Origin of the sequence: Candidatus Villigracilis vicinus (assembly GCF_016702885.1) — a bacterium.
Taxonomy (GTDB): domain Bacteria; phylum Chloroflexota; class Anaerolineae; order Anaerolineales; family Villigracilaceae; genus Villigracilis; species Villigracilis vicinus.
The window spans coordinates 38,651-61,988 of sequence record NZ_JADJDD010000007.1; the positions used below are offsets into that span (position 1 = coordinate 38,651).

Annotated in this window: 20 protein-coding genes; 14 read left to right on the top strand and 6 right to left on the bottom strand. The window is 50.7% G+C overall.

Annotated elements, in window-relative coordinates; translation table 11 throughout:
- Positions 1–96 precede the first annotated feature (96 nt).
- The 9 genes from IPG80_RS07245 to IPG80_RS07285 all read left to right on the top strand — a co-directional run bounded on the left by IPG80_RS07245 (position 97) and on the right by IPG80_RS07285 (position 10,717).
- Positions 97–1,161 carry an amidohydrolase family protein gene (locus IPG80_RS07245; RefSeq protein ID WP_345104505.1) on the top strand — a complete coding sequence of 355 codons (1,065 nt, stop codon included), beginning with the start codon at positions 97–99 and terminating at the stop codon, positions 1,159–1,161.
- 636 nt (positions 1,162–1,797) lie between these two features.
- Positions 1,798–2,073, top strand: a complete 276-nt coding sequence (locus IPG80_RS07250) for a stage V sporulation protein S (RefSeq protein WP_345104508.1) — start codon at positions 1,798–1,800, stop codon at positions 2,071–2,073.
- Between the two features lie 176 nt (positions 2,074–2,249).
- Positions 2,250–5,444 (top strand): lamin tail domain-containing protein, encoded by a 3,195-nt coding sequence (locus tag IPG80_RS07255; RefSeq protein WP_345104510.1) that lies wholly within the window; start codon positions 2,250–2,252, stop codon positions 5,442–5,444.
- A gap of 53 nt (positions 5,445–5,497) precedes the next feature.
- Positions 5,498–6,331 carry an orotidine-5'-phosphate decarboxylase gene (gene pyrF / locus IPG80_RS07260; protein ID WP_345104514.1) on the top strand — a complete coding sequence of 278 codons (834 nt, stop codon included), beginning with the start codon at positions 5,498–5,500 and terminating at the stop codon, positions 6,329–6,331.
- 8 nt (positions 6,332–6,339) lie between these two features.
- Positions 6,340–6,960, top strand: a complete 621-nt coding sequence (pyrE, locus tag IPG80_RS07265) for an orotate phosphoribosyltransferase (RefSeq protein ID WP_345104516.1) — start codon at positions 6,340–6,342, stop codon at positions 6,958–6,960.
- Complete coding sequence (locus IPG80_RS07270) at positions 6,960–7,412, top strand: pyridoxamine 5'-phosphate oxidase family protein (RefSeq protein WP_345104519.1); 453 nt, start codon at positions 6,960–6,962, stop codon at positions 7,410–7,412. The genes pyrE and IPG80_RS07270 overlap by 1 nt, the downstream gene beginning before the upstream one ends.
- 50 nt (positions 7,413–7,462) lie before the next feature.
- Entirely contained in the window at positions 7,463–8,533 is a 1,071-nt protein-coding gene (locus IPG80_RS07275; protein ID WP_345104521.1) for a hypothetical protein, read from the top strand.
- 7 nt (positions 8,534–8,540) lie between these two features.
- Positions 8,541–9,599: a hypothetical protein gene (locus tag IPG80_RS07280; protein ID WP_345104524.1), complete on the top strand. Its 1,059-nt coding sequence runs from the start codon at positions 8,541–8,543 to the stop codon at positions 9,597–9,599.
- A gap of 38 nt (positions 9,600–9,637) precedes the next feature.
- The gene (locus IPG80_RS07285) at positions 9,638–10,717 is read left to right on the top strand and encodes a quinone-dependent dihydroorotate dehydrogenase (protein ID WP_345104527.1); all 1,080 of its coding nucleotides are present in this window, start codon (positions 9,638–9,640) and stop codon (positions 10,715–10,717) included.
- On the opposite strand, the gene IPG80_RS07290 is transcribed toward IPG80_RS07285, so the two are convergent.
- From IPG80_RS07290 to IPG80_RS07300, 3 genes are read right to left on the bottom strand one after another with little or no spacing between them, the layout of a single operon-like run.
- Entirely contained in the window at positions 10,714–12,783 is a 2,070-nt protein-coding gene (locus tag IPG80_RS07290; protein ID WP_345104530.1) for a protein kinase, read from the bottom strand. The genes IPG80_RS07285 and IPG80_RS07290 overlap by 4 nt on opposite strands.
- A 25-nt stretch (positions 12,784–12,808) precedes the next feature.
- Positions 12,809–13,438, bottom strand: a complete 630-nt coding sequence (locus IPG80_RS07295) for a hypothetical protein (RefSeq protein ID WP_345104533.1) — start codon at positions 13,436–13,438, stop codon at positions 12,809–12,811.
- The gene (locus IPG80_RS07300) at positions 13,435–14,301 is read right to left on the bottom strand and encodes a tetratricopeptide repeat protein (RefSeq protein WP_345104536.1); all 867 of its coding nucleotides are present in this window, start codon (positions 14,299–14,301) and stop codon (positions 13,435–13,437) included. Before IPG80_RS07300 ends, IPG80_RS07295 begins: the two co-directional genes overlap by 4 nt.
- Positions 14,302–14,448: 147 nt before the next feature.
- On the opposite strand from IPG80_RS07300, the gene IPG80_RS07305 reads away from it, so the two are divergent.
- The 4 genes from IPG80_RS07305 to IPG80_RS07320 all read left to right on the top strand — a co-directional run bounded on the left by IPG80_RS07305 (position 14,449) and on the right by IPG80_RS07320 (position 18,588).
- Positions 14,449–14,814, top strand: a complete 366-nt coding sequence (locus IPG80_RS07305; protein ID WP_345104538.1) for a hypothetical protein — start codon at positions 14,449–14,451, stop codon at positions 14,812–14,814.
- 57 nt (positions 14,815–14,871) lie between these two features.
- Positions 14,872–15,633, top strand: coding sequence for an enoyl-CoA hydratase-related protein (locus IPG80_RS07310; protein ID WP_345104541.1), 762 nt, complete (start codon positions 14,872–14,874; stop codon positions 15,631–15,633).
- Between the two features lie 298 nt (positions 15,634–15,931).
- Positions 15,932–17,230, top strand: coding sequence for a Glu/Leu/Phe/Val dehydrogenase (locus tag IPG80_RS07315; protein WP_345104544.1), 1,299 nt, complete (start codon positions 15,932–15,934; stop codon positions 17,228–17,230).
- 173 nt (positions 17,231–17,403) lie between these two features.
- Entirely contained in the window at positions 17,404–18,588 is a 1,185-nt protein-coding gene (locus tag IPG80_RS07320) for an acyl-CoA dehydrogenase (RefSeq protein ID WP_345104547.1), read from the top strand.
- Positions 18,589–18,775: 187 nt separating this feature from the next.
- Here IPG80_RS07320 and IPG80_RS07325 read toward each other — a convergent pair whose 3' ends face one another.
- The 3 genes from IPG80_RS07325 to IPG80_RS07335 are packed head-to-tail and all read right to left on the bottom strand — an operon-like array spanning position 18,776 to position 22,682.
- A complete protein-coding gene (locus tag IPG80_RS07325) occupies positions 18,776–19,117 on the bottom strand; it encodes a rhodanese-like domain-containing protein (protein WP_345104550.1) in 342 nt (113 codons plus the stop codon).
- A gap of 48 nt (positions 19,118–19,165) precedes the next feature.
- Positions 19,166–20,968 carry a M3 family oligoendopeptidase gene (locus IPG80_RS07330; protein WP_345104553.1) on the bottom strand — a complete coding sequence of 601 codons (1,803 nt, stop codon included), beginning with the start codon at positions 20,966–20,968 and terminating at the stop codon, positions 19,166–19,168.
- Between the two features lie 49 nt (positions 20,969–21,017).
- Positions 21,018–22,682: a universal stress protein gene (locus IPG80_RS07335; protein WP_345104556.1), complete on the bottom strand. Its 1,665-nt coding sequence runs from the start codon at positions 22,680–22,682 to the stop codon at positions 21,018–21,020.
- A gap of 129 nt (positions 22,683–22,811) precedes the next feature.
- Here IPG80_RS07335 and IPG80_RS07340 point away from each other — a divergent pair, with 129 nt between their 5' ends.
- The gene (locus tag IPG80_RS07340) at positions 22,812–23,285 is read left to right on the top strand and encodes a hypothetical protein (RefSeq protein ID WP_345104559.1); all 474 of its coding nucleotides are present in this window, start codon (positions 22,812–22,814) and stop codon (positions 23,283–23,285) included.
- Positions 23,286–23,338 lie beyond the last annotated feature (53 nt).

Below are 23,338 nucleotides of genomic sequence, written 5' to 3' on the forward strand. Positions count from 1 at the left end.
GAAATGCTTACATTAATATCATACTGCGAATCGGTTAAAAATATCTGTGAACAAATTCCGTTTACAGTTCGCAGCGTTTCGTCTTATACTCGCCGCATGCTAAAACTTCCCGGATTGATCGACCCGCATGTTCATGTACGCGAACCAGGCGCCACTCACAAAGAGGATTGGGACACCGTCACTCAGGCAGCCCTCGCCGGTGGAGTGACCACCCTCCTCGCCATGCCGAATACAAAACCGCCCATATTCGATGAAGCCACCCTCACTCTCGCGCTGGATGCCGCCAAAGCCAAAGCCCGCTGCGACTATGGTCAATACATCGGTGCAGGTCCTGATAATGCAGATATTGCCGCCGCACTCGCGCCGAAAGCTGCCGGGCTAAAGATGTACCTCGACTCCACGTTTGGCGAGCTGCGCCTCGACGATATGACCCTGTGGATGCCTCACTTCCAAACGTTTCCCAAGTCGGCGCCGATGGTAATGCACGCAGAAAGCCGCACATTAGCTGCAGCGATCCTTTTTTCCACAATCTACGACCATCCCGTTCATATTGCACATGTTTCTTTAAAAGAGGAAATACTGCTCATCAAAGCCGCAAAAGAAAAAGGCATCAAGGTTACCTGCGAGGTTTGCCCGCATCATTTGTTTCTTTCAACGGAAGATATCCCTGCAATATCACATGAGCACCCCGGCAGAGGCGAAGTCCGCCCGAGGTTAGCTACAAAAGAAGATGTCCACAGCCTGTGGACAAACCTGGATGTGATCGATTGCTTTGCCACAGACCACGCTCCACATACACTTTTAGAGAAAGATGGAGAGAATCCGCCTCCGGGCTTCCCCGGTTTGGAAACGATGCTTCCATTATTACTCACGGCTGTAGATGATGGACGATTAACCGTCGAAGATATTAGGCAAAAGCTTCATAACAACCCCAAACGCATCTTCAACCTGCCCGAACAGCCCGAAACCTGGGTGGAAGTAGATGAGAATGCCATTTACGAGATCAAAGCCACTGAGAGTTTCACCCGCTGTGGTTGGACTCCCTTTGAAGGTTGGAAGGTAAAAGGTAGAGTGACTAAGGTTGTTCTGCGCGGAAAGACGGCTTTTGAAGATGGGAAAGTGCTGGCAGAAGCAGGGTACGGAAAAAACATCCGTAGGTAGATAAGGAAAGCGCCTCAGAATTAACGAATAAAGTGAAGCTGCTCCACAGATGAATCCACAGTGTTGATTCTATCTGTGGATAAAGGTAAGGGGTGTTCTGTGCCATTCTTCACATATTGCACGTATAACTATCCGAAATATCTGTACCAAACCCCATATCTTGGGCTATTTGTTTAGACAAGAATATCTACCCAAGCCCTCCAACCTGTGGATAAGTGCCACTAATCTGTGGAAAAGTCCCCTCCCCTGTGGACAACACCGGCTTTTTGAAGGTAAAAGGTCTGACAACTCAATTCGGGCACACCCCCATATCTGGGGGGTGGTATTCCTAAAATCCAAGATATGGAAAATTCTGTATAAGTCCGGTTTCATCCGCAAGAGATGTGGATAAGTTATCCAACATACACCCACAGTGTATGTAAAGTTTAATTAGCGCTACCAACCAAAGGCGTAGGGTGATGCGCATGCACTTCATCCATATATAGGGGTTGAATTGGGTTATCCACACTATCCACACCCCCTACTATTATTACGAAACCATTATCATACTTATATACTGCTTGAATCCATTAAGGGATTACTGTAAAATCCACACAGTAAGTATTGTCCCCACTTTGCCAACCTTGGGAGGTTGCCATGGATATGATCAAAGTTTCAGCCAACTCCCGTACCTCTGCAGTCGCCGGGGCTATCGCCGGGGTGATTCGCGAACACAAACGGGCAGAAGTGCAAGCCATCGGAGCAGGCGCCGTCAATCAGGCAGTCAAAGCTTTGGTGCTTGCCACCAGTTACCTCAAGAATGATGGGATCGAAGTTGCCTGCGTCCCTGAGTTCGTAGATGTTGAGATCGAGGATAAGGTTCGAACCGCCATTAAACTGGTGATCGAGCCGCGTGTTCTTCCTAGTGCTTAACAAATAAAGGGTGGATGCCATTTCTAAGATGGCACCCACCCTTAACTTATTTATTTTGCGAAATCAGGGTGGATTACGTGTGCCAGCCAAGGGTATAATTTTCGTGCGCGGATGCGCCTCAAGCTTCGCTGTGGGGTTTACCTGCCTGTGAGCTGACGCTGCGCCTTACCCTGCTTATGCCAAACCGAAACAGGTTTTCCCGTTTCGCCCTCCTTCTGACTCTGCTCATGACCTTTTGCGCGGGAGTATTTTCTCCGCGCATGGACGTGGGTGCAAAACCATTGAGGGCGGTGGACGAGTTGAACGTGTTCATCAGTGAGTTTCGAACACGCGGACCCAATGGGGCGGATGATGAGTTCATAGAGATATTCAATGCGAGCGGGGGGAGTATTGCTTTAAACGGCTGGAAGATCAGAAAATCAAGCGGTTGCGGCACAACCCTGACCGATCTTGCCACCATTGGCGCTGTTAATATTGCTCCGGGGCAATATTATCTTGTAGCAAAATCAGGTACATATTCAGGATTTGTGACTCCAGACCTGACCTATACCACTGCTGGTGTGGCAGACGATGGAGGACTGGCTTTGGTGGATGCTTCTGCCAGGGTTATTGACCAAGCGGGCTTATGCGTGGATACAACTTACAAAGAAGGGACTGCGCTTTCCGCCCTTAATGCTACTGTCAACCAGAGCTATGAGCGCAAGTCTGGCGGTAGCGCCGGAAGTTGTAAGGATACCGACAACAACTCTGCTGACTTTATTCTTAACTCAGCAACCAGTAACCCGCAGAATTTTTCCAGTGCTGCCGTTCCATGCCTGGCGGTTGTAAATGCTACTTCTTCCATAGTGAGTCCCATCACCTTTGTTGATACCAGTGCTGCCATTATTGATATTCAACTGACGTTCAATAATATCGTTACCGTAACCGGGGTGCCGACTTTGTTGATCGAAACCGGTGCGACAGACCGGACAGCGAAGTACGCATCTGGCAGCGGCACCAATGTATTGACCTTTAATTACACGGTCGGCGCAGGAGATAGTACAACCGATCTGGATTATGCGTCAGTCAATGCCTTATCACTGAATGGTGGCACGATCGTGGGTGCAAGCGGGGACGCCGTTCTTTTGCTGCCCAAGCCCGGAGCTCCCGGGTCATTGAGCAGCAATGAAGATATTCGTATCGATACGGTATCTGCTGGTCCTGCCCTGCTTTCGTTAACCCGCCAGACTCCCGCCTCTCAATTTACTAATGCAGATGAACTGGTCTTTCGGGCAACGTTCAATAAAGCAGTTTTGAATGTTGATGCCAGCGACTTTATAAAGGTAAGCACAACCACAGCAACGATCACAACGATCACAAAGCTTGAGAACGGCAGGATCTATGACCTGAAAGTATCCGGTGGGAATTTGGCAAGTTTTAATGGAACGGTCAGTCTGGACTTGAGCGGCGCTCAAAATATCGTAGATGTTGGCGGGGTTGCATTGTCGAATATCCAGCCCGCCACAGACGAACAATACGATCTGGACAATACAATACCCACAGTAACCATAAATCAAGCCGGTACACAAATCGACCCCGCCAATACACTCCCTGTAATTTTTTCGGTTATCTTTAGCGAACCGATCGATGCAACAACCTTCACTGCTGCAGACATTCGGCAAAATGGCACGGCACTAGGGGTAACCTGGAACCTAACCAATTCAGGTGATAACCAGAACTTTACATTGTCTGCCGTTGCCTCAAGCGCCGGGACGCTTATCTCAAGTCTTAATGCCGGTACGGATTCATCTGTGGTGATTAAAGACAGGGCAGGTAATCACAATGCGGCAAGCACAAGCGCGGATAATAACGTTACTTTTATTGACAACATCCCTCCCACGGTGACCATTAACCAACCGGGTACCCAATCTGACCCAACCAGTGCCTTGCCCATCAATTTCACTGTTCAGTTCTCAGAGCCTATCAACGCTGCCACATTTGCCTCTGCCGATATAACCCAAACCGGCACAGCTGTCAGCGTTGTGTGTAGCATTACCAACTCGGGCGCTAATCAGATATTTACTCTTGCCGCCACTTCTTCGGGGTATGGAACGCTTGTCCCCTCCATAGCAGCAAACCGGGTTACTGACCTTTCTGGTAACAATAACTCAGCCAGTACATCTGCCGATAATTCGGTCACCTTTTCTGCGTCCAGCGCACGTTCCATTATCATCAACGAAGTTGCCTGGTCGGGAACAACATCCAGCCTGACAGATGACGAGTGGATCGAGTTATATAACACTACAAATGCCAGCATCAACATTACCGGCTGGACGTTGAAATCAGCAGACGGTACGCCTGCCATCACTCTCAACGGCACCATTGCGGCGGGCGCATACTTCCTGCTTGAGCGCGATAACGATAATACCGTGTCGGATGTTCTTGCAGACCAGATATACACTGGCGACCTTTCCAATAGCGGGGAGGCATTATCACTTCTGGATGGCGCCAATACGGTCATCGACACAGCCAACGGCAATGGTGGTGCCTGGCCCAAGGGCAGTAGTTCCACATATGAAAGTATGGAGCGAACAGGGGCATCCGCTGAAAGTGATAGCGCCTGGCACACCAATACCAGTGCCAAGCGTAACGGTAAGAACGCCAACGGCGGCGATATTCTTGGTACCCCAAAAAGCAGCAACTCGCCTGTAGCCGCCGCCACAGCAACAACCACCAGCGCACCCACTGCCACATCCGCACCCGCCAGTCTGGTCGTTGAGCCGCGGCCCATCATCAACGAGATCCTCGCGCGCCCCGGCTTTGACTGGAATCAAGACGGCGCAACAGATGTCTTTGATGAATTCATCGAGATCAAAAACCTGACCGCTGTAGACATTTCCCTCAGTGGTTGGAAGCTGGATAAGCTCGGCTCCACCTCGTTCAGCCTGCCCTCCGGTACGCTCAAGCCCGGTGAGCGCATTATCTATTACAGCAAACAGACCAACCTCCTGCTCAGCGATGGCGGCGAAACCGTCCGACTGATCAACTCAAACGGCAAGATCTATGATGCCTTCACCTATGACTTTGCCCGTACGGAAGACCGCTCTTTCTGCCGCCTGCCCGATGGCAACCCCGGCAATGCCTGGTTCGAAGATTGCACCCCCACACCCAACCTCAGCAACACTCGTGAAGGCAGCGCTCCGAATTCTGTAAATGGCAGCCCTTCCCCAGTCTGCAATTTGCCCGATACCATTCCCTTCGAATTTTTCCTGCCCGAGTGCAATGGCTACGGCGCAGACATTTGGAGCCCGTCCTACTGGGACCAACTGACAGCAGGATTCAAAACCTGGATCACGGACAAATCAAGCAAGTGGGATACGTTCATTGAGTAAAATAAGACCCGGAAGGTTATCAAAACCTTTCGGGTCTTTTCATAAGGAGCACCATGGAAACTTTTTTCTCATTTCTTGAAAAACGCGTTGACGATTGTTCCTCCCTTTTGTGTGTGGGACTCGACCCGCACATCTCCGACCTCCCAAGCCCCACTGCCGCTTCTGCGCTAAAGTTCAGCCTGAATCTTATTCAACAGACCGCGCGCTACGCTGCAGCCTTCAAACCCAACGTTGCCTTCTTTGAAGTCTTCGGCGCCGAAGGGTGGACGGCTCTCAAAGAGGTGATTGAAGCCATCAACGCAGAATCAGACCGGTTGGGTTCGCGCATCCCCATCATCCTGGATGCGAAGCGGGGCGATATTTCCTCCACGGCTGAAGCATATGCCCAGGCTGCTTTTGAGCACCTCGGCGCCGATTGCATTACGTTGAATCCATATCTTGGAAAAGACTCAGTTGAGCCGTTCCTTGGTTATTCACAGAAGGGTGTCTTTCTGCTGTGCAAGACCTCCAATGCCGGTTCAATGGATGTGCAGAATCTACTCGTCATGCCAATGGGTTCAGATATGCCCATGCCTTTGTATATTTACATTGCCAAACTTGCTCAACAATGGAATGAGAAGAATAACGTAGGGCTTGTTGTCGGTGCGACTCACCCCCAGATCATGGAAATGATCCGCGCTGCCGTGCCGGATTTATGGTTTCTTTCACCTGGTGTTGGCGCTCAAGGCGGCGAGTTGGAAGTTACCCTCAAAGCAGGTCTGCGGGCAGATGGCAAAGGGATATTGCTGCCCATCTCGCGTGCCATTTCCCGTGCTGATAACCCCGGTAAAGCTGCAGCAGAGATACGCGATGAGATATTGCGTGTCAAACGTGAAATGAAAAAATAGGAGACATCATGAACAATGAATTGAACATTACCGACCCAACCTTAACCGCCCTAGCCGACGGACTCCTTGAAGCGGGCTGTATCAAGTTCGGCGAATTTACGCTCAAGTCCGGGCTGAAATCGCCCATCTATATTGACCTGCGTTATATCATCTCATTTCCAAAATTACTGGAGCAGATCGGTGCGGCATATCTGCCTTTGTTAAAAGAGCTAAAGTTCAGCCGGATTGCTGGTCTGCCTTATGCGGCGATCCCGATCGCCACGGCGGTCTCTTTGCGGGGTGGGTACCCCATGATCTATCCGCGCAAGGAAGTGAAAACATATGGCACCAAAGCTGAGATCGAAGGTGAATACCATGCGGGTGAGACGGTTGTTGTGATCGATGATCTTGCCACCACTGGCGGCAGCAAATTCGAAGCCATCGAAAAACTGACCGGGGTTGGTCTGGTAGTGAAGGATGTGGTCGTCCTGGTGGACAGGCAATCCGGCGCGAAAGAGTCATTGGAGCAGGCAGGGTACACTCTGCATGCCGTGCTGACCATCACCCAATTGTTGACTCATTGGGAGGGGAACGGCAAGGTCTCCAAAGAAAAGATCGAAGAGACCCGGGCATTTTTGAAGCAGGCTTAATGTCCTGGAAAATTTTTGAGACCCAAGCCCCAGAGCTTGCTGACTTTGCAAGAGCGCGGCTGCATAACGAAGTTGCATATCTTGCCACGAGTCGTAAAGATGGCTCGCCACGTGTGCATCCATTCACACCGATCATCGGTGAGGGACATTTTTTCGTTTTCATGGAACCCACTTCACCCAAAGGAAAAGACCTTCGCCGTGACCCGCGCTTTGCTTTGCATTGTTCCGTTGCTGATACAAGCGGTACAAGCGGCGAGGTTTTTCTCTCAGGCAGGGCGGTGTTTATCGAAGATGCAGCCTTGCGCGGTGCAGCGGAGCGCGTCTCGCCTTACAAACCGGCGGAACGATATATCCTTTTTGAGTTGTATCCTGAACATGTCACGATCACGGAATATCCGGATGGAGGCGGACCTGCACGCAGATTTTGGAAAAAGTTACCCGGACATTCCTGAAATAAGATAAAGAACAAGTTAGGCTTTGAGTGTATCCCATGGGAGGGAAAATGCCTTCATCCACCGACTTGTCCGCTTTACGAGCGGACTTGAAACGGAAACTCACCGACGGAACCTATGCGTCGCTTTCAGAGCGTTTGAGCATGATTCCACGCCGTATCTTTCCGGGCTTCATCAAAAGTAACCTTTCTGCGTTTCTTTTTTGGAGCCTGTTGCATTTCCTATGCTCAAACCTTCTTTATTTTTTGGATGGGATCGAGGCATGGAAAGATTGGGCAGTTATTACTTTTATTTCAAGTTTTCTTTTCTGGTGGGGAGTCTTTCTGTATGCTGATCTGTATCGGCAGTTATATAAAGTCCTGTCTGAATATGTAGTGGATGCCATGCCTCAGCCAGGCGATATATTGAAACTGGATGGCTGGATCAAAAGAGCCAGCGATTTTAAATGGGTACTTGTATTTTTTATTTTTTTTATGGTGTTTTTGTTTGGATATCAATTTCCATTTCTTACTGCCATTCATGACTCGCCGGGAATCGGCTCGATCATAGTTTCCATGAGCGCTTATATACCGTTGAGCATTGTACAGCATCAGTTGCTGGCATTGATGCTATTCCCACTGGTTCTCAGTCGTTATGAGATAGACCTGTATGAGCTTGATCCGGGTATTTCCCCTTCCCTGTATCACTTATCACTCGTCATTCGAAACTCGTCTAACAGCTTGAGCATTTATGCTACCATTTTTACATTCTATCTGGTCTATCTTCTAAAAATGCCCTTTTTCCCAACAGGGATTTTTTACCTACTGCCTTTGCTGGGGATATTCGTATTTAGGCAGATCGGGCTTTCTCTCATCGTTGGGCGGGCGCGTTGGACAACCCTCGAGCGACTCCGAACAAAGATGGAAAAACTGGATGTTGAGCATCATTTTGATGCTCCTGCTGTTTATGGTCAGTATAAAGCCATGTTGGAATACTATACACGCGTCAAGAACGCTGAGGCGGGGATCTTCGATGCACGTACAGGGACGTTGCTCTTCAATTCATTCATTCTTCCCTTGATCGCCTTCTTATTGTTCCAATTTGACCGTATTGTCGATTTTATCGGCAGGTTCATTCATTGAGACTTTTATGTCTGTGCAAACCAACCTTTCAACACTGCGTGCAGAACTAAAACAAAGACTTGCCAACGGCGAGTACGATCCTCTGGCGGAGCGCCTTTCCAAGTGGCTTCATCGCACCATTCCCCGTCTTCCTAAAAATACCTTATCTGCCTATCTGGTTTTGTCTTCCATTCACCTGGTTGCCGTTTATCTATTGAATTACTCGGATGGGGTTGAGGTCTTTAAGGAATGGTTGTTACTGGCATTCCTGACGATCTTTTTTTTCTGGTTTAGCATTTTTTTAGTGACCCGGCTGCACCTGATGCTTTATCGCATCCTGTTCGATTATGTGATCGACTCGATGAGCCAGCCTAAAGATATCCTCGACCTGGACCGCTGGTTGCGCAGGTTTAACAGCACGGCATGGACGTTATTCTTTTCATTAGTTTTTCTTGCCGTGATCATGCCATACCATTACCCAATGCAGATATTGATTCATGGGATGATGGGTTTTAGTACAACGCTCTCCTTGTTTAGTGGTTATTTTTTGATGTGTACAGCCGAATATCTTTTGATCACTCTGATGCTTTTCCCGCTGATCCTTAGCCGTTACCATATCGATCTATATGAGGTGGACCCGAAGATGTCCCCTTCGATCCGCTACCTTTCCACGGTGATTCGCGACTCGGCATATATCTTGAGCGTATATGCGGCGCTTGGCACGTTCTTTATGGTATATGCACGCATTCCCTTGCTGCCCTCCTCTTTGCTTTACATGCTGCCCCTGGCAGGGATCTTCATCTTTCGTCAGAGTTCGCTTTCACGCATTGTGAGCCGTGCCCGGGATGTGGTTCTTGAAAGATTACGCGCCGAGATGGTATCGTTGGATATTGAAAATCATTTTGATGACCCTGCGTGCTGGAATCAGTTCAAAGCCATGGCAGAGTATTACGACCATGTGAAGAGCGCAAACTCAGGTGTTTTTGATATGCGGGTCGGTTTGCTGATGATCAATACCATTCTGCTTCCAGGGACGGCATTCATCATTACACACTTTGATCAGATCCGGGCTTTTCTTGGCTGGTAAGGATCCTCTGTAGACTCGAATAAAAGGTTAAACTAAAAATGATGTATCGGTTCTTACGTCCCACCCTCTTTCGCCTTGACCCTGAGCGTGCCCATGCGCTGACCCTTAATGCATTGCGCATTGCCGGTAATTTTTTGCCCTCTAGAAAACTACTTGCGATGCTGTACAGCGTTCCACCCAAACCAGTGACCGTTTTTGGGCTGACCTTCAAGAATCCGGTTGGGCTGGCGGCTGGATATGACAAAGATGGCATTGCTGTCCGCGGGCTTTCGGCATTGGGCTTCGGGCATGTGGAAGTAGGAACGGTGACGCCCAAACCGCAGCCCGGAAATCCCTCTCCGCGAGTGTTTCGTTTGTTGGAAGACGATGCTGTCATCAATCGTATGGGCTTCCCTTCACGCGGCGCAGAGTTCATGCAGTTGCGGTTGAACCCCAACCTGCATTCGAACTGGCTCGAACGTGTTACTGGCATGCCAAGCCGAAAGAAGAAACCCCTGCCAACATGGAACACCATTCTTGGAGTGAATCTGGGCAAGAACAAAGACACACCCAACGAAGAAGCTGTGCTCGATTATCTTGCCTTGCTCCAGAATTTTGCAGGTTTGGCAGATTACCTCACCATCAACGTTAGCTCGCCCAATACGGTGGGGCTGCGCAGTTTGCAGGGACGCGCAGCTCTGGAAGCGTTGCTTGGTCAATTGCACCAACAACGCCTGCTTGAGCAGCAGACATACAAGAAACGCATTCCCATTCTCGTCAAGCTGGCACCAGACTTATCCGATGCCGAGCTTGATGATGCGCTCGAAGCCATCTTGGGCACACACATGGATGGAGTCATCGTTACGAATACAACGTTGGGACGTGATGGGCTGAGGTCTGTTCATCGGGAAGAGACAGGTGGGTTGAGCGGCAGTCCGCTCACAGTTAAGAGCGAGGCGGTTCTTCGTCAGACACTCCAACGCTTGAATGGGCAGATTCCCACGGTGAGTGCGGGCGGCATCATGAGTCCTGAGGATGCAAAACGCCGCCTCGAGATGGGAGCGGCGTTGGTGCAGGTCTATACGGGGCTGATCTATCGCGGACCCGGTTTGGTGAAAGAGATTGTGGCGGCGGTTTAGGGTTGTACCGGGCGCATGATGGGTTGCGGCGCATCGCTGCGGTTCGAGAAGAAATTATCAGGCAGAGGCAGCGGCTCAAGTTTGCGGGGGACAGATGTCGTATCTGCGGCGATCAAATAAAGATTGGTCGGGCTTGTGCTTCCAAGGCGGATATCTTGAAAGGCAAAAATAACGTGGCTGCCATCCGGACTGAATGAAGCATCACGGTAACAACAGTTGCCTTCATATGGCGCAGCGGGTTCGGCTTTGTGGGTGAATGAATTATAGAAGACCATATCACCGAAACCATTGTTGCGGATGTTGCTGTTGAGGAAGAATAACAGGTCGCCATCCCAATCAAAGTTAGTGATCTCACCGGCAAATTGGAAGCGCCCAGGCGGGAAATCATCCAAGTTCGATGTGGAGATGGCTTCGCAGTTTTGCACATCCACGACCCGAATGGCATCTACAAAAACGCCACTTGAGTTGGCAATATATTCCATGGCGAGGCGTGTCCCGTCATCGGACCATTGGATATCCTTGATCGGGATCTGATTGAACAAACAACCGCCCATTTCCAGCAGGGCGCTGCGACGTGTGGCGAAACGCAGTTTCAACAGATCGTAAGGCACGATGAATAGTTCGCGGTTGGCGCTGATGGCAACCTTCTTGCCATCGGGGGAAACGCTGAAGCCTTCAAAATATTCCGCTGAAATGTAATTGATGATGACTTCTTCAACTTCGGTTTCGATGTTGACGGTCTTGACCGTTTTGCCGGTCATATACAGAATGGTCTTGCCGTCTGGCAGCCATTGCAGGTTGAATTTTGGCAGACCATCGTTGGTATGTTGTTTACGGTCACTGCCGTCCACGTTCATGGTCCAGAGATCGTTTTCACGCACGAAGGCGATCTTATCCGCACCGCCGATCACGGGCAAACCAGTGGAACTGGATGTGGTTGCGGTGGCTTCGACTGGCGCGGCGAGTGGAGTGGCAGTCCATTGGATGACGATCGGCTGTGGAGTATCTGTGGCAGGTCCACTGATGACCGTGGCGGTCGGCGAATCGAATACGATCTGATACCTGCCTCCGCTTAAGAGAAGATAGCCCGCGCCGATAATTCCCAGCACTACCAACCCGGCAAGGATTGCAAACACCGGGGTGCGGCGTTTTGGTCCGTTTGAAGACTTTTGTTTTTTGACGGTGGCAGTCTTGTTGAATGGCGATATCTTTGCTGTGGAGTTCGAATGGATATCGGGATTCTCGCCGCGTAGGAAGGCTTTGATGGTTTCGACCAGCTCCACCGCAGAGGCGAAGCGGTCATCTTTATTCTTTGCCATTGCCGTGGAGATGACCTTTTCCATCCACGGGGGCAGGTTGGGGTTGGCTTCGAGAATGCGTGGCACTGGCTCGGTGACGTGTTTGATCGCCAGCCCAAGCGGAGTATCCGCCTGATAAGGCTGCTTGCCTGTAACCATCTCGTAGAGAATGACGCCAAGTGCATAAATATCGGCTCGCCCATCCACTACATCACCGGAAGCCTGTTCGGGTGCCATATAGGCAGGGGTACCGATGATGGCAGAGCCGGTCATATTGCCGGTCGTTTCACCCTGGCTGAATTTGGCAATGCCGAAATCGGAGATAAGCGGGACGTTCTTGTTGGTGAAAAGGATATTCGCGGGTTTGAGATCGCGATGGACGATCCCTTTGGAATGTGCTTCATCCAACCCTGGTGCGAGCTGTTCGATGATCTTGACGGTTTCTTCGATGCTAAAAGTGCGGGCTTTGATGCGTTCCGAGAGTGACCCGCCATTCATGTAGCGCATCACAAAATAAGGCTGATTGTTTTCCTCACCCACATCATAGACCGGCACGATCGCGGGGTGTTCCAATTGGGCGATGATCTTCGCCTCTCGCTCGAACCGTAAACGGAACTGCGGGTCGGAATGGATCAACTCGGGCGGCAGGAACTTGATGGCAACTTCCCGTTCGAAGCGCGGGTCATACCCGCGATAAACAGTGGCGAAACCGCCGCGTCCTAGTTCGCCTTTGATCTCATAACGTCCGATCTTCTCTGGGATAGCCATGCGCGCAAGTATACCGAGATACTGCTCATTCTGCCATATATAACCCACCAGTGGATTCCATCCAATCGGCGATGCGCTCCACAGCGGCGGGAATATTGTTGTCTGAAATATCGATCTCGATCTTCGGCAGGTTCGATTCAGCGAATAGGTTGCGGATGATTTTTTGTTCTTCCACGAACAGGTCCAGGTTATCGTATTGTGCAGGATTCCCTGAGACCTTCAGCCGTTCGGCGCGGGCGGCGGCAAACGATTCGGGGGAACGTGTCAGCAGCACCAGGCGGAAGTTAAGCGGCAGCAAGCGTTCTTCCAGCCATGTGAAGTCATAGTTCTTGTTGTAGGTCATCAACTGATACATGCGTGTGGAGAGATGAAAGCGGTCCACGATCCATGAATAGTAGCGCTGCAATTCGAATAGTTTGAGCCAGGTGGCGTAGGTTTCCATTGCCAGCGTTTCTTCCTGCGGCTCGAAATTGATCAACCCGCGCCCCCAGGGAAAATTGGTGAATGCACACCACTCACCGGAGATAAGCGGCGAGTGGTACTTATATTTGCGCGGACCAACAATACGCGGATGCTCATTCAATGCAAACGCAATGTCGGTCTTAAAGGTCAGACGTGTACCTTCCAAAATGATCTTGGGGGTGAGTTTGCTCATGGAGTATTGATGAATTTTTCCAATTCGGGTTCCAAGGTAATTCCAAGGTCGCGGGCTCGAATGAGGTATTGTTTTGCCAGCGCCTCATTGTATATGGATTTGCCATAGTAATAGCATTGCCCCAGGTAGTAATTCACGTAGGCATTATCCTGCATTTGCGGGTACACCTTTTCGAGATAATCCCGCCCGTTTTCATAATCTTGCATCAGCACATAACTGAATCCGCTATACGTCTGCGCATCGACAAGATAGGCAGAGCCTGTTGCCAAATAAAGCTCCTCGGCTTTTTGGAATTGAGCCACGGCTTCTTGATAATTCTCTTCGGCAAAATACACCCTGCCTGCACCGTAATATCCTTCCGGATTGTTGACATCCAGCTTTAATAAATAATTGTATTCTTCGAGTGCATTGTCATACTGCTCAAGAGTCATGTAGGTGTTGGCAAGCCCCAAATGGGACACTTCATTTTCCGGGGCGATCACGATCGATGCCTGATACCAGATGATCGCTTCTTGCACCTGATCAGTTTGCCGCAGCAACAAGGCAAGGTTGTCCATCGCGTCACAGTAGGTTGGGTCCAGTTCAATGGCTTGGCGGTAGGCAGCAATGGCAGCATCCACATTGCCGGCACTTTCATAGGTGACGCCCTGGTTATAAGCAGATACGGCGTCGGGGACATCTGAAGAACAATATACATCAGAGGTTTCTTTTCGAGTGGCAGCCAGCGGTGTGGAGGTTGCCAGCGAAACCGGAGTGCTGAAGATAATGGCTGTGGGCGTTTCACCTGCCCCAAAGGTTCGTTCAAGGGTGGCACATGCCAGTGAATTGACGATCAGAAGTGACAAAAATACGAATTTTTTCATGTCCTGCCTCCATATCTGGTATGCGCATATTTTCACATTTACCTCTGAAAAGACAATGGTCAATTTGTCCTGCCCCGGGATTCTGATAAAAATCTGAAACGATTCGGCAAGCCACTTGTGGTATATTCCCGCCAAGGTAAATTTTATATGGATGACAGAATCACAATCATTGAAGGACCGCCCCCGATCTTTGAGCACGTCAACGACGGTTGGGCAATGGGCTTGAACGAAAGCCCGAATTTATCCATTCCTGCACTTACTCGCCTGCGCACCTTTAACGGTCCCGCTTTGGTACAGCGCTGTTATAACGCCTGGCATAACAAAACCTCCATTCACTTGCACTATCGCAGCGAAGCGGGGCTCGAACAGACCGCCCCCATTCTCGCCGCTCGCAATGTGGAAACCAACGACGGACACGTCCTGCTGCTGTGGGTCTATCTAGACGGTGAGAAAGTGGAATTCGAAGCCGACCCCGGCGACGATGACCAATTTGACGACTACCCTGGCGAATAAAAGGTATAAAATAAGTGACAGTCACATCATGACTGTCACTTTTCTTTTGAGGAACCAATGACAACGCTTCTTTCCACACTCCGATCTGGTACGTTGACCCTGACCCTTAACCGCCCCGAACGCGCCAATGCCTTTAACTTCGAAATGACCCAGGCATTGCAAAACGCCCTTGCCTCCGCAGAAATTGACGCACAGGTAAGCTGCGTGGTGTTGACCGGCGCAGGCAAGACCTTCAGTGCCGGGCAGGACCTGAGTGAAATGAAACAGGGTGAGACCATCTCCTATCGCGAGCATTTGGAGAAGACCTATAACCCGCTCATTCTACAGATCCGCGAGATGGGCAAGCCGGTCATTGCCGCTGTCAATGGGGCTTGCGCCGGTGCTGCGTTCGGCATTGCCTTGGCATGTGACCTGCGTATTGCCAGAACCAGCGCATATTTCGTAGTGGGCTTTGGCGGCATTGCCCTTGCACCGGATTCTGGGGTTTCCCTGTTCCTCTCAAAATACATTGGCTTGGGGCGCGCACAGGAATATTTCTATACCAATAAACCGATCCCTGCCCAGCTTGCGCATCAATGGGGCATGGTCAATCGTCTTGGTGGTTTTAACTATCAACGGGTGGTGGATGAATTGACAGCGGAAGTGGCGCGAGGTCCACGTGAGGCGTTTGCATTGGGGAAGAAAGCCTTCAATAAGGCATATTATCCCAACCTTGCAGAGGTGCTTACTTACGAAGGCGTCTTGCAAGAGGAAGCCAGCAAATTTGATGAACATCGCCGCCGGGTGAACGCATTTTTCGAGCGTCGCAAAACAGCATAATCGCTTCAACAGCTTTTTCAAAGTCCGCGTGTGCGGGTATTCATTGAGCACTAAGAGGCATCGCATCTAATTTGGGTCGGTTGGGTTTTTCAAGGAAAATCTGCATTTTTTACCGAGAATAATTGGATTTTTGTCATATTGACTTTGGCTTGCTTCTCGTGGTAAAGTTTCAGGGCAATTGTGATTTATTGGATAAACTTATGACCCAACAATTGTACATACGCCGTGTATAAAGCGGGACCCCGTCCGGGGTGCCCGCTTATTTTTTTCTAAATCTCTACCCAAGGAGAGTAAAAAAATGTCAGGACAGATCAATGCGTTTGAAATGGCACAAAAGCAGTTTGATGCAGTTGCCAAGCAATTGAAGCTCGACTCTGGCGTGGCTGAAACCCTGCGTTGGCCGATGCGTGAATTTTCCTTCCGCATTCCGGTTCGCCTGGATGATGGCTCGCTCAAAGTCTTTCAGGGCTTCCGTGTGCAGCATAACGATGCCCGCGGACCCAACAAGGGCGGTATTCGCTTCCACCCGGCTGAGACGCTCGACACTGTGCGCGCGCTTGCCACATGGATGACCTGGAAATGCGCCGTGGCGGATATCCCGCTCGGCGGCGGGAAAGGCGGCATTATCGTTGACCCCTCCACCTTGTCTGTCAATGAAAAAGAAAGTCTGTGCCGCGGTTGGGTACGGAACATGTGGAAGAATATCGGCCCACGCAATGACGTGCCCGCTCCCGATGTAGGCACCACTCCGCAAATGATGGGCTGGATGATGGACGAATACTCCAAGCTCGTTGGGCAATATACCCCCGGCGTTTTCACCGGCAAGCCCCTTGGCGGCGGCGGTTCCCTCGGGCGCACCGAAGCTACCGGGTACGGTGTGATCTACACTGTCCGCGAAGCAATGAAGCGCCTCAACATCGATCCGAAGAAATCCGTTGCTGTGCTTCAGGGCTTTGGTAACGTGTCGCAGTATGCTGCGATCGGTTTCGTTGAAATTCTCGGTGGAACCGTGGCTTGTGTTTCCTGCTACGACCGCCATGACAAGAAAGCCTACACCTATAGCAAGAAGGGCGGCATTGACCCGCGCTTCCTGCTTTCCATCGTGGATGAATACGGCACCATCGATAAGAAGAAGGCGATGGACTCCGGTTACCAGGTGGATGATGGTGATAAATGGATCGAATTCGAAGGCAATGTCTTGATCCCTGCCGCGCTCGAAGGACAGGTCAACGGCGATACGGTCCAGAAGGTTTCCAAGAGCGTCAAGATCGTTGCTGAAGGCGCGAATGGTCCGACCACCCCTGAAGCCGATGAAGTGTTCAAGAAGAACGGCGTGTTCAACATCCCCGACTTCCTCTGCAACGCCGGCGGCGTGACGACCTCCTACTTCGAACAGGTTCAGAACGATATGAACTTCTACTGGAGCAAGGATGAAGTCCTCCAACGCCTCGATGAGAAGATGACCTCCGCCTTTAACAGCGTGTTCGACCGCAGTGAGAAGGAAAAGGTCTACATGCGCGATGCGGCGTACATGGTCGCCATCGACCGTGTGGTCAAGGCGATGGAACTCCGCGGCTGGTTAACGGGTTCTGCATAGTTGGTAATTGGTAAGTAGTAATTTGAAGAGGATGTGCTGAAAAGTGCATCCTCTTTTTGTTTCGCTTCCTCATAAACTTTGAACTGTTTCTGTTTTCTGTGATATTTCCTCTACTCTGACATTTGATACAATCGTTATGTACTTGTTACCAATCACTAATTACCCGAGGTCTTATGTCCAAACAAACGTTCAAATGGGATGATCCCTTTCTGCTCAACGACCAGCTGACCGATGAAGAACGCATGATCCGTGACACAGCGCGCAAGTATTGCCAGGATAAGCTCATGCCGCGCATCCTCGAAGCCAACCGGCATGAAGTTTTCCATCGCGAAATTATGACCGAGATGGGGACCATGGGCTTCCTCGGCTCGACCATCCCTGAAGAATATGGCGGCGCAGGCTTGAACCACGTTGCCTATGGACTGATCGCCCGCGAAGTGGAACGTGTGGACAGCGGCTATCGTTCTGCGATGAGCGTACAGAGTTCGCTGGTGATGTATCCCATTTTTACTTATGGCACCGAAGAACAGCGCAAGAAATACCTGCCAAAACTCGCCAGCGGAGAATGGGTCGGCTGCTTCGGTCTGACTGAACCCAATCATGGCAGTGACCCTGCCAGCATGGAAACCAAAGCCAAGCAGGTAGATGGCGGTTTCATTTTGCATGGCAATAAGATGTGGATCACCAACTCACCGATTGCGGATGTATTCGTTGTTTGGGCAAAACTTGATGGCGAAATTCGCGGCTTTATCTTGGAAAAAGGCATGAAGCGGCTTTATTCTAAAAGGCAGCCGAAGATCGAAGGGAAGTTCAGTCTGCGGGCGAGTGCCACCGGCGAGATCGTGATGGACGAGGTCTTCGTCCCGGCAGAAAATATCTTCCCCGAAGTGAAGGGACTCAAAGGTCCGTTCGGATGTTTGAACAAGGCTCGTTATGGCATTGCCTGGGGCGCACTTGGCGCGGCGGAATTCTGCTGGCATGCAGCGCGGCAATATACGTTGGATCGTCCGCAGTTCGGACGTCCGCTGGCGGCGAATCAGATCATGCAGTTAAAACTTGCCAATATGATGACGGAAATTACCTTGGGTTTGCAGGGTACGTTGCGCGTTGGTCGTCTTATCGATGAAGATAAGGTCTCCCCTGAAATGATCTCGCTCATCAAGCGTAATTCCTGCGGTAAGGCATTGGAGATCGCCCGCACCTCACGTGATATGCACGGCGGCAATGGCATCTCAGACGAGTATCACATCATCCGGCATGTGATGAATTTGGAAGCGGTCAACACCTATGAAGGCACACATGATATCCATGCCCTGATCCTTGGGCGCGCCCAGACAGGACTGCAGGCGTTTTCGTAAGCGATACGACCATAATAAAAAAGCGACTTGCTGTGTTGAGCAAGTCGCTTTTTTATTATCATTGCTGTGGAGCGAGGGGATATCCGGCTTCCACCCAGGAGCGAAGTCCGCCGAGCAGGGCATCCGCTTTTTCGTAGCCGTTATTTAAGAGTAGGAACGCCGCACGGGCGCTTGTGTGTTCGTTCGGTCAGGTGCAATAGGTGATGATCCATTGGCTCTTCTCCAGCGAAAGGTTGGCAATGTTGAATTCGAACTTTTCGAGCGGAATGGAGATGGCACCTTGTGCATGGCTTTCCGCGTACGCATCTACACTGCGCACATCAATAAGGATTGCCTGCCCGGCATCCATCGCAGCTTTTGCCTCTTTGACGTTGATCCGCGGAACATCGGCTTCGGTGAGCGGAATCTGAGCCTCCGTGTCGATTGAGATGGCGGTGGGGGTTGCTTCTGCCTGTTGCGAGAGTGCCTTGCAGGCAAGTGTGGCAAATAGCAGGAGGGCAATTGGCAGGAAGATGTTCTTGGTTTTCATGGTGATCCAATGGCTGTTGCGGAGACATTCTCCCAACTGGGCTGGTATTTATAACTGACAGAAACGATCCACGCGTTTGCCGATGATGGCGAGACTATCTGCCCAGAACTTTTTGGTGCGAATATTGATACCGAATTTGTCGGCGAGTTCTGCTGCAGGTACCTGACCGGTCGAGGCGAGTAGTTCTTTGTAGGCGGGCACAAAATCTGCGCCGCGCTTTTGGTAGACGGCGTATAAACCGGTGGCAAAGAGCAGACCAAAGGCGTATGGATAATTGTAGAAGGATGTATCGGTGCGGTAGTAATGCGGCTTCCAGGTCCACATGAATTTTTGCAGGTACTTTTCATCCAACCCATCGCCGAAAGTGGCTTTCTGGGCATTCTCCATGATCTGATTTAACTCATCGGCAGAGAGTTCCGATTTTGCGCGGCGCTCGAAAACTTCCTTCTCGAATAAATAGCGCGAATAGATATCCACTACCACCTGTGAGGCATTGTTCATCTGTGCTTCAAGGATGGCAAGCACTTCCTGTGGATCGCTTGTCTTTTCCAATGCGGCTTCAGTGGCGATGGTCTCGCACATAATGGAGGCGGTTTCGGCAAGGGTCATGGGGGTGGCTTGCTGAAGCTCGGTCTTGTCGGCTTGATAGGCGCATTCGTTATGGAAAGCATGCCCGATCTCATGTGCCAGCGTGCTGACCTGGTCGAACGAGCCGTCAAAGTTGGCGAGGATGCGGCTTTCCTTTACTGCGGGTACGCCCATGCAGAATGCGCCGCCGCGTTTGCCTTCGCGCTGTTCACCGTCGATCCAATTGTTGTCAAAGGTGCGTTTGGCAAAGGCGCCCAACTCAGGCGAGAATTTGTTGAAGTTTTCCACAATGAAGTCGCGGGCTTCATCCCACGAATACACCTTGTCGGTTTTTCCGAGCGGGGCGTAGAGATCCCACCAGGCGAGTTGTTCCTTGCCGATCAACTTCGCTTTGTGTTTGAAGTAGCGGCGGAACATGGGAAATGAATCTTTCATTGCGCTGAGCATGGCTTCAAGGGTGCTGCGGTCCATACGGGCAACATCAATGGAAGCATGCAGGTTGTCTTCTCGTCCGCGCTTTTTATCGAGGACGATCGCCTCGCCTTTGACGCCGTTCATGCAGGAAGCGAGCGTTTCTTGTACGCCTGCCCAGGCGATATTTTCCGCTTCGTACCCGCGGCGGCGAACGGATTCATCAGGATGTGAGCGCAGGTTAATGAGCGCAGGCATGGGCATTTTTTGCACTTTGCCATCGAGTTCAAAATCCACTGTCATTTGGGAGGTGAGCTGACCCTGCAGTTTGCCAAATGCGTTGCCGCCGCTTAGGGTTAGTTCGGCGGCGAGGGTTTCTTCGGCTTCGCTCATCAAGTATTTGGATTGCTCCGCCGCTTCAAACAAGATGAATTCGTGGGCTTTGGCAGAGACATTGGTATTGACCGCTTTTTTGATGGCGGGTTTGCCGAGTGTGCCTGCCCAGGCGGTGAACTTTGTATTGAGCACACTTGCCTGTACACTCATCTGTTCATATTCCGAGAGAATGCGCATGGCTTCTTTATTACGTGAGTCGGTGGTGATGAAGGAGTAGATATAAGCCCCAATGGTGCTTGAAAGTTCAAGGAGAGCGTTGAAGCGGTCTGTGGATTCACCGAGAAGTTTGCCAAGCTTTTTGGGGTCGGTCTTGGCGTTCGCTTTTTCGGCTTTCTTTAAGAAGGCTTCAAGCTCATCCAACAGAGACTTGTATTTTTTGATGGCAGACTTGAACTGCTTTGAATCAAGAGCAGGATAGACATTGGACAAATCCCAACGAGAGGCGGATACGGTCATAAAAATTCTCCTTGACTGGAAAGATGAATGAAGTATATCAAAGGGGGGATTAACGGCAGATGAAGGTTGGCACGGTCGATTCGCGCAGGGTGGCATCCACCATGCTGCCGACCAGCACTTGTTGCAGTTTGTTGCCGCTATGGCTGCCCATCAAGATCAGGTCGGTGTTATATTCGGCGGCGATATCGGTCAGGTGGCGTGGTTCTTTCTGCTCACTGAGAATGTATTTTGCTTCCACTTCATGGAATTCAAAGTAACGGCGGGCATATTCCTGCACATCGGCTTTGAGTTTTCCATCTCCGCGGGCGGTGAATACTGTTACTTCGGTCTTCCACATTTCGGCGAGATAGGCGGCGACGAACAAGGCTTCTTTGGATAGGTCCGAACCATCGAAGGCGAGCAGGGCACGTTCGATGGGGGTTGCCCGGGCAGGGACCGTGAGCAGCGGGCGGGATGCTCTTTCGATCATGGCACGAAAGGGAGAATTCAATACGGAAAGCCCGGAGCCCGGCGGATTGGTGAGTTTTACAATGACCAGATCGGTGACAATGGCTCGTTCGATGATCCTTTGGGTAATGTCGCCTACATCCACCGCCAGACTGCCTTGCACACCGGCATCTTTGCAGGCTTGGGCAAAACGTTGTTTGATCGCTTGTGCCTGTTCGCTTTCTACATCGTCTTTGCTTTCAACAATATGCAATCCGTGCAGACGGGCATTCTCGCGCCGGGCAATGACGATACCTTGTTCGAGCGCGTCCCAGCTTCCTTCGTATCCACTGAGCGGGATGAGGATGTCATCAAAAAGATGGTCAGTGTAGCGGGCAATCGTACGTGCTTTGCGCCAGCTCCCGGATTCAGAAGTGACGCTTTGTTTCAAGATCAGGTCAGTTGCAGCAACATCAGACTGAAGTTCCCAGCCGAGTTCTTTTTCGAGGGCAGCGCGGTTTTCCGAGATCCAAATGTACAAGTCGGTGATGGTGCGTTTGGGGAACCATTGCAACAGGTCGCGGTCGCGGATGGCTTCAGCCAGGGGAATGTATAGGGTGTCATACCAGCTTGCGGCGGCGTCTTGAAGCGAAGGTTCCGCTTGTTTACCATCCGCATTAAGGTAACGGCAGATGTTGATCTGTTCCATCAATTTGGCATATTGCCCGGGGATGGTGACGTTGAGATCGACGTTTGGGCGTGAGTCGGCGATGCCGGTTTTATCCAGAAATTCGATGTATTCGGATTTGACGATGAGATCGTCGAGATCGGTCTCGGAGGTCAGGTTGATGTCGGTCTTGAATTCAGTGACGTGCGCTTCAATGCTTGTGAGCTTTTCCTGCCGCGCAATGGAGACGCGATGGTTGCCATCCTCTACGAAATAAACTTCGCCGACCTTGTAGACCTCAATAGGCGGTAACCCCATATTCCCTTCCATGGCGGCTTTGACGCGTGCCCAACGCTCGCGGTCATGATCGTTGCGCGGCAGGAAGGTGCGGGTGAAATCGGTATAACGCCCCACACTGCCGACGATGGCATCAAGCGGAATGTTTTGGATGCCGCGCTCGGTGCGGCTTTGCAGCCGGAGTTTTTCCGCTACATCATTGTAGGATAAAAGCTGGTTGGACTTGCCCGTGAATCTCGCAATGACTTCCTGAATGGAGGCGCGCTGACGGGCGTTGTTGAAATCGTCAATGGCAGCCTGAAAGCTTAATGATTCTTTACTCATGGTTCTTTTAAGGATATCCCTTTCCAATGAGTATAAGGTGAAAGAAAGCAGGCTTCAAGTGAGAAACTTTTAGAATGTAAATTTCGTCATTATAGAGTACAGTTAAATTGCAAACGAAGGAGTTTTAATATGAAACAGGATAAATTTCTAACAGGTATTCTGGTCGGCATTGGAGTATTGGTGCTTCTGGCTCTGACCCTTTTCTTCACCCGTCAGGACAAGCGGGAATATCTTGTAGAAGATACCCCAGAGGGTGTGGCGCATAATTACGCGCTGGCGGTGTTCAACAAGGATTATGAAAAAGCCTATGACTATCTTGCCGACCTGAAAAATAAACCCACCTATGAAGAGTTCCGACAGTCTTTCCTGAATGGCATGATTGTTCCGGAAAATACCGGACTGGATGTTGGTGAGGCACGTATCAATGGGGATGAAGCCGTGGTGGAGTTGATTCTCTATTATTCATACAGCGATCCATTTTCCAGCCGCACTGGCTCTGTTGAACAGGCTTTATTGGTGGATCAGGACGGCACTTGGAAGGTCAGTTCAATGCCTTATGTGTTTTGGGATTACAACTGGTATCAGGAACCTTTCCAGCCTTAATGAACCACGTCATTGCGAGGACACTAACTAGCTCTCCGCAATAACGGAAGGAT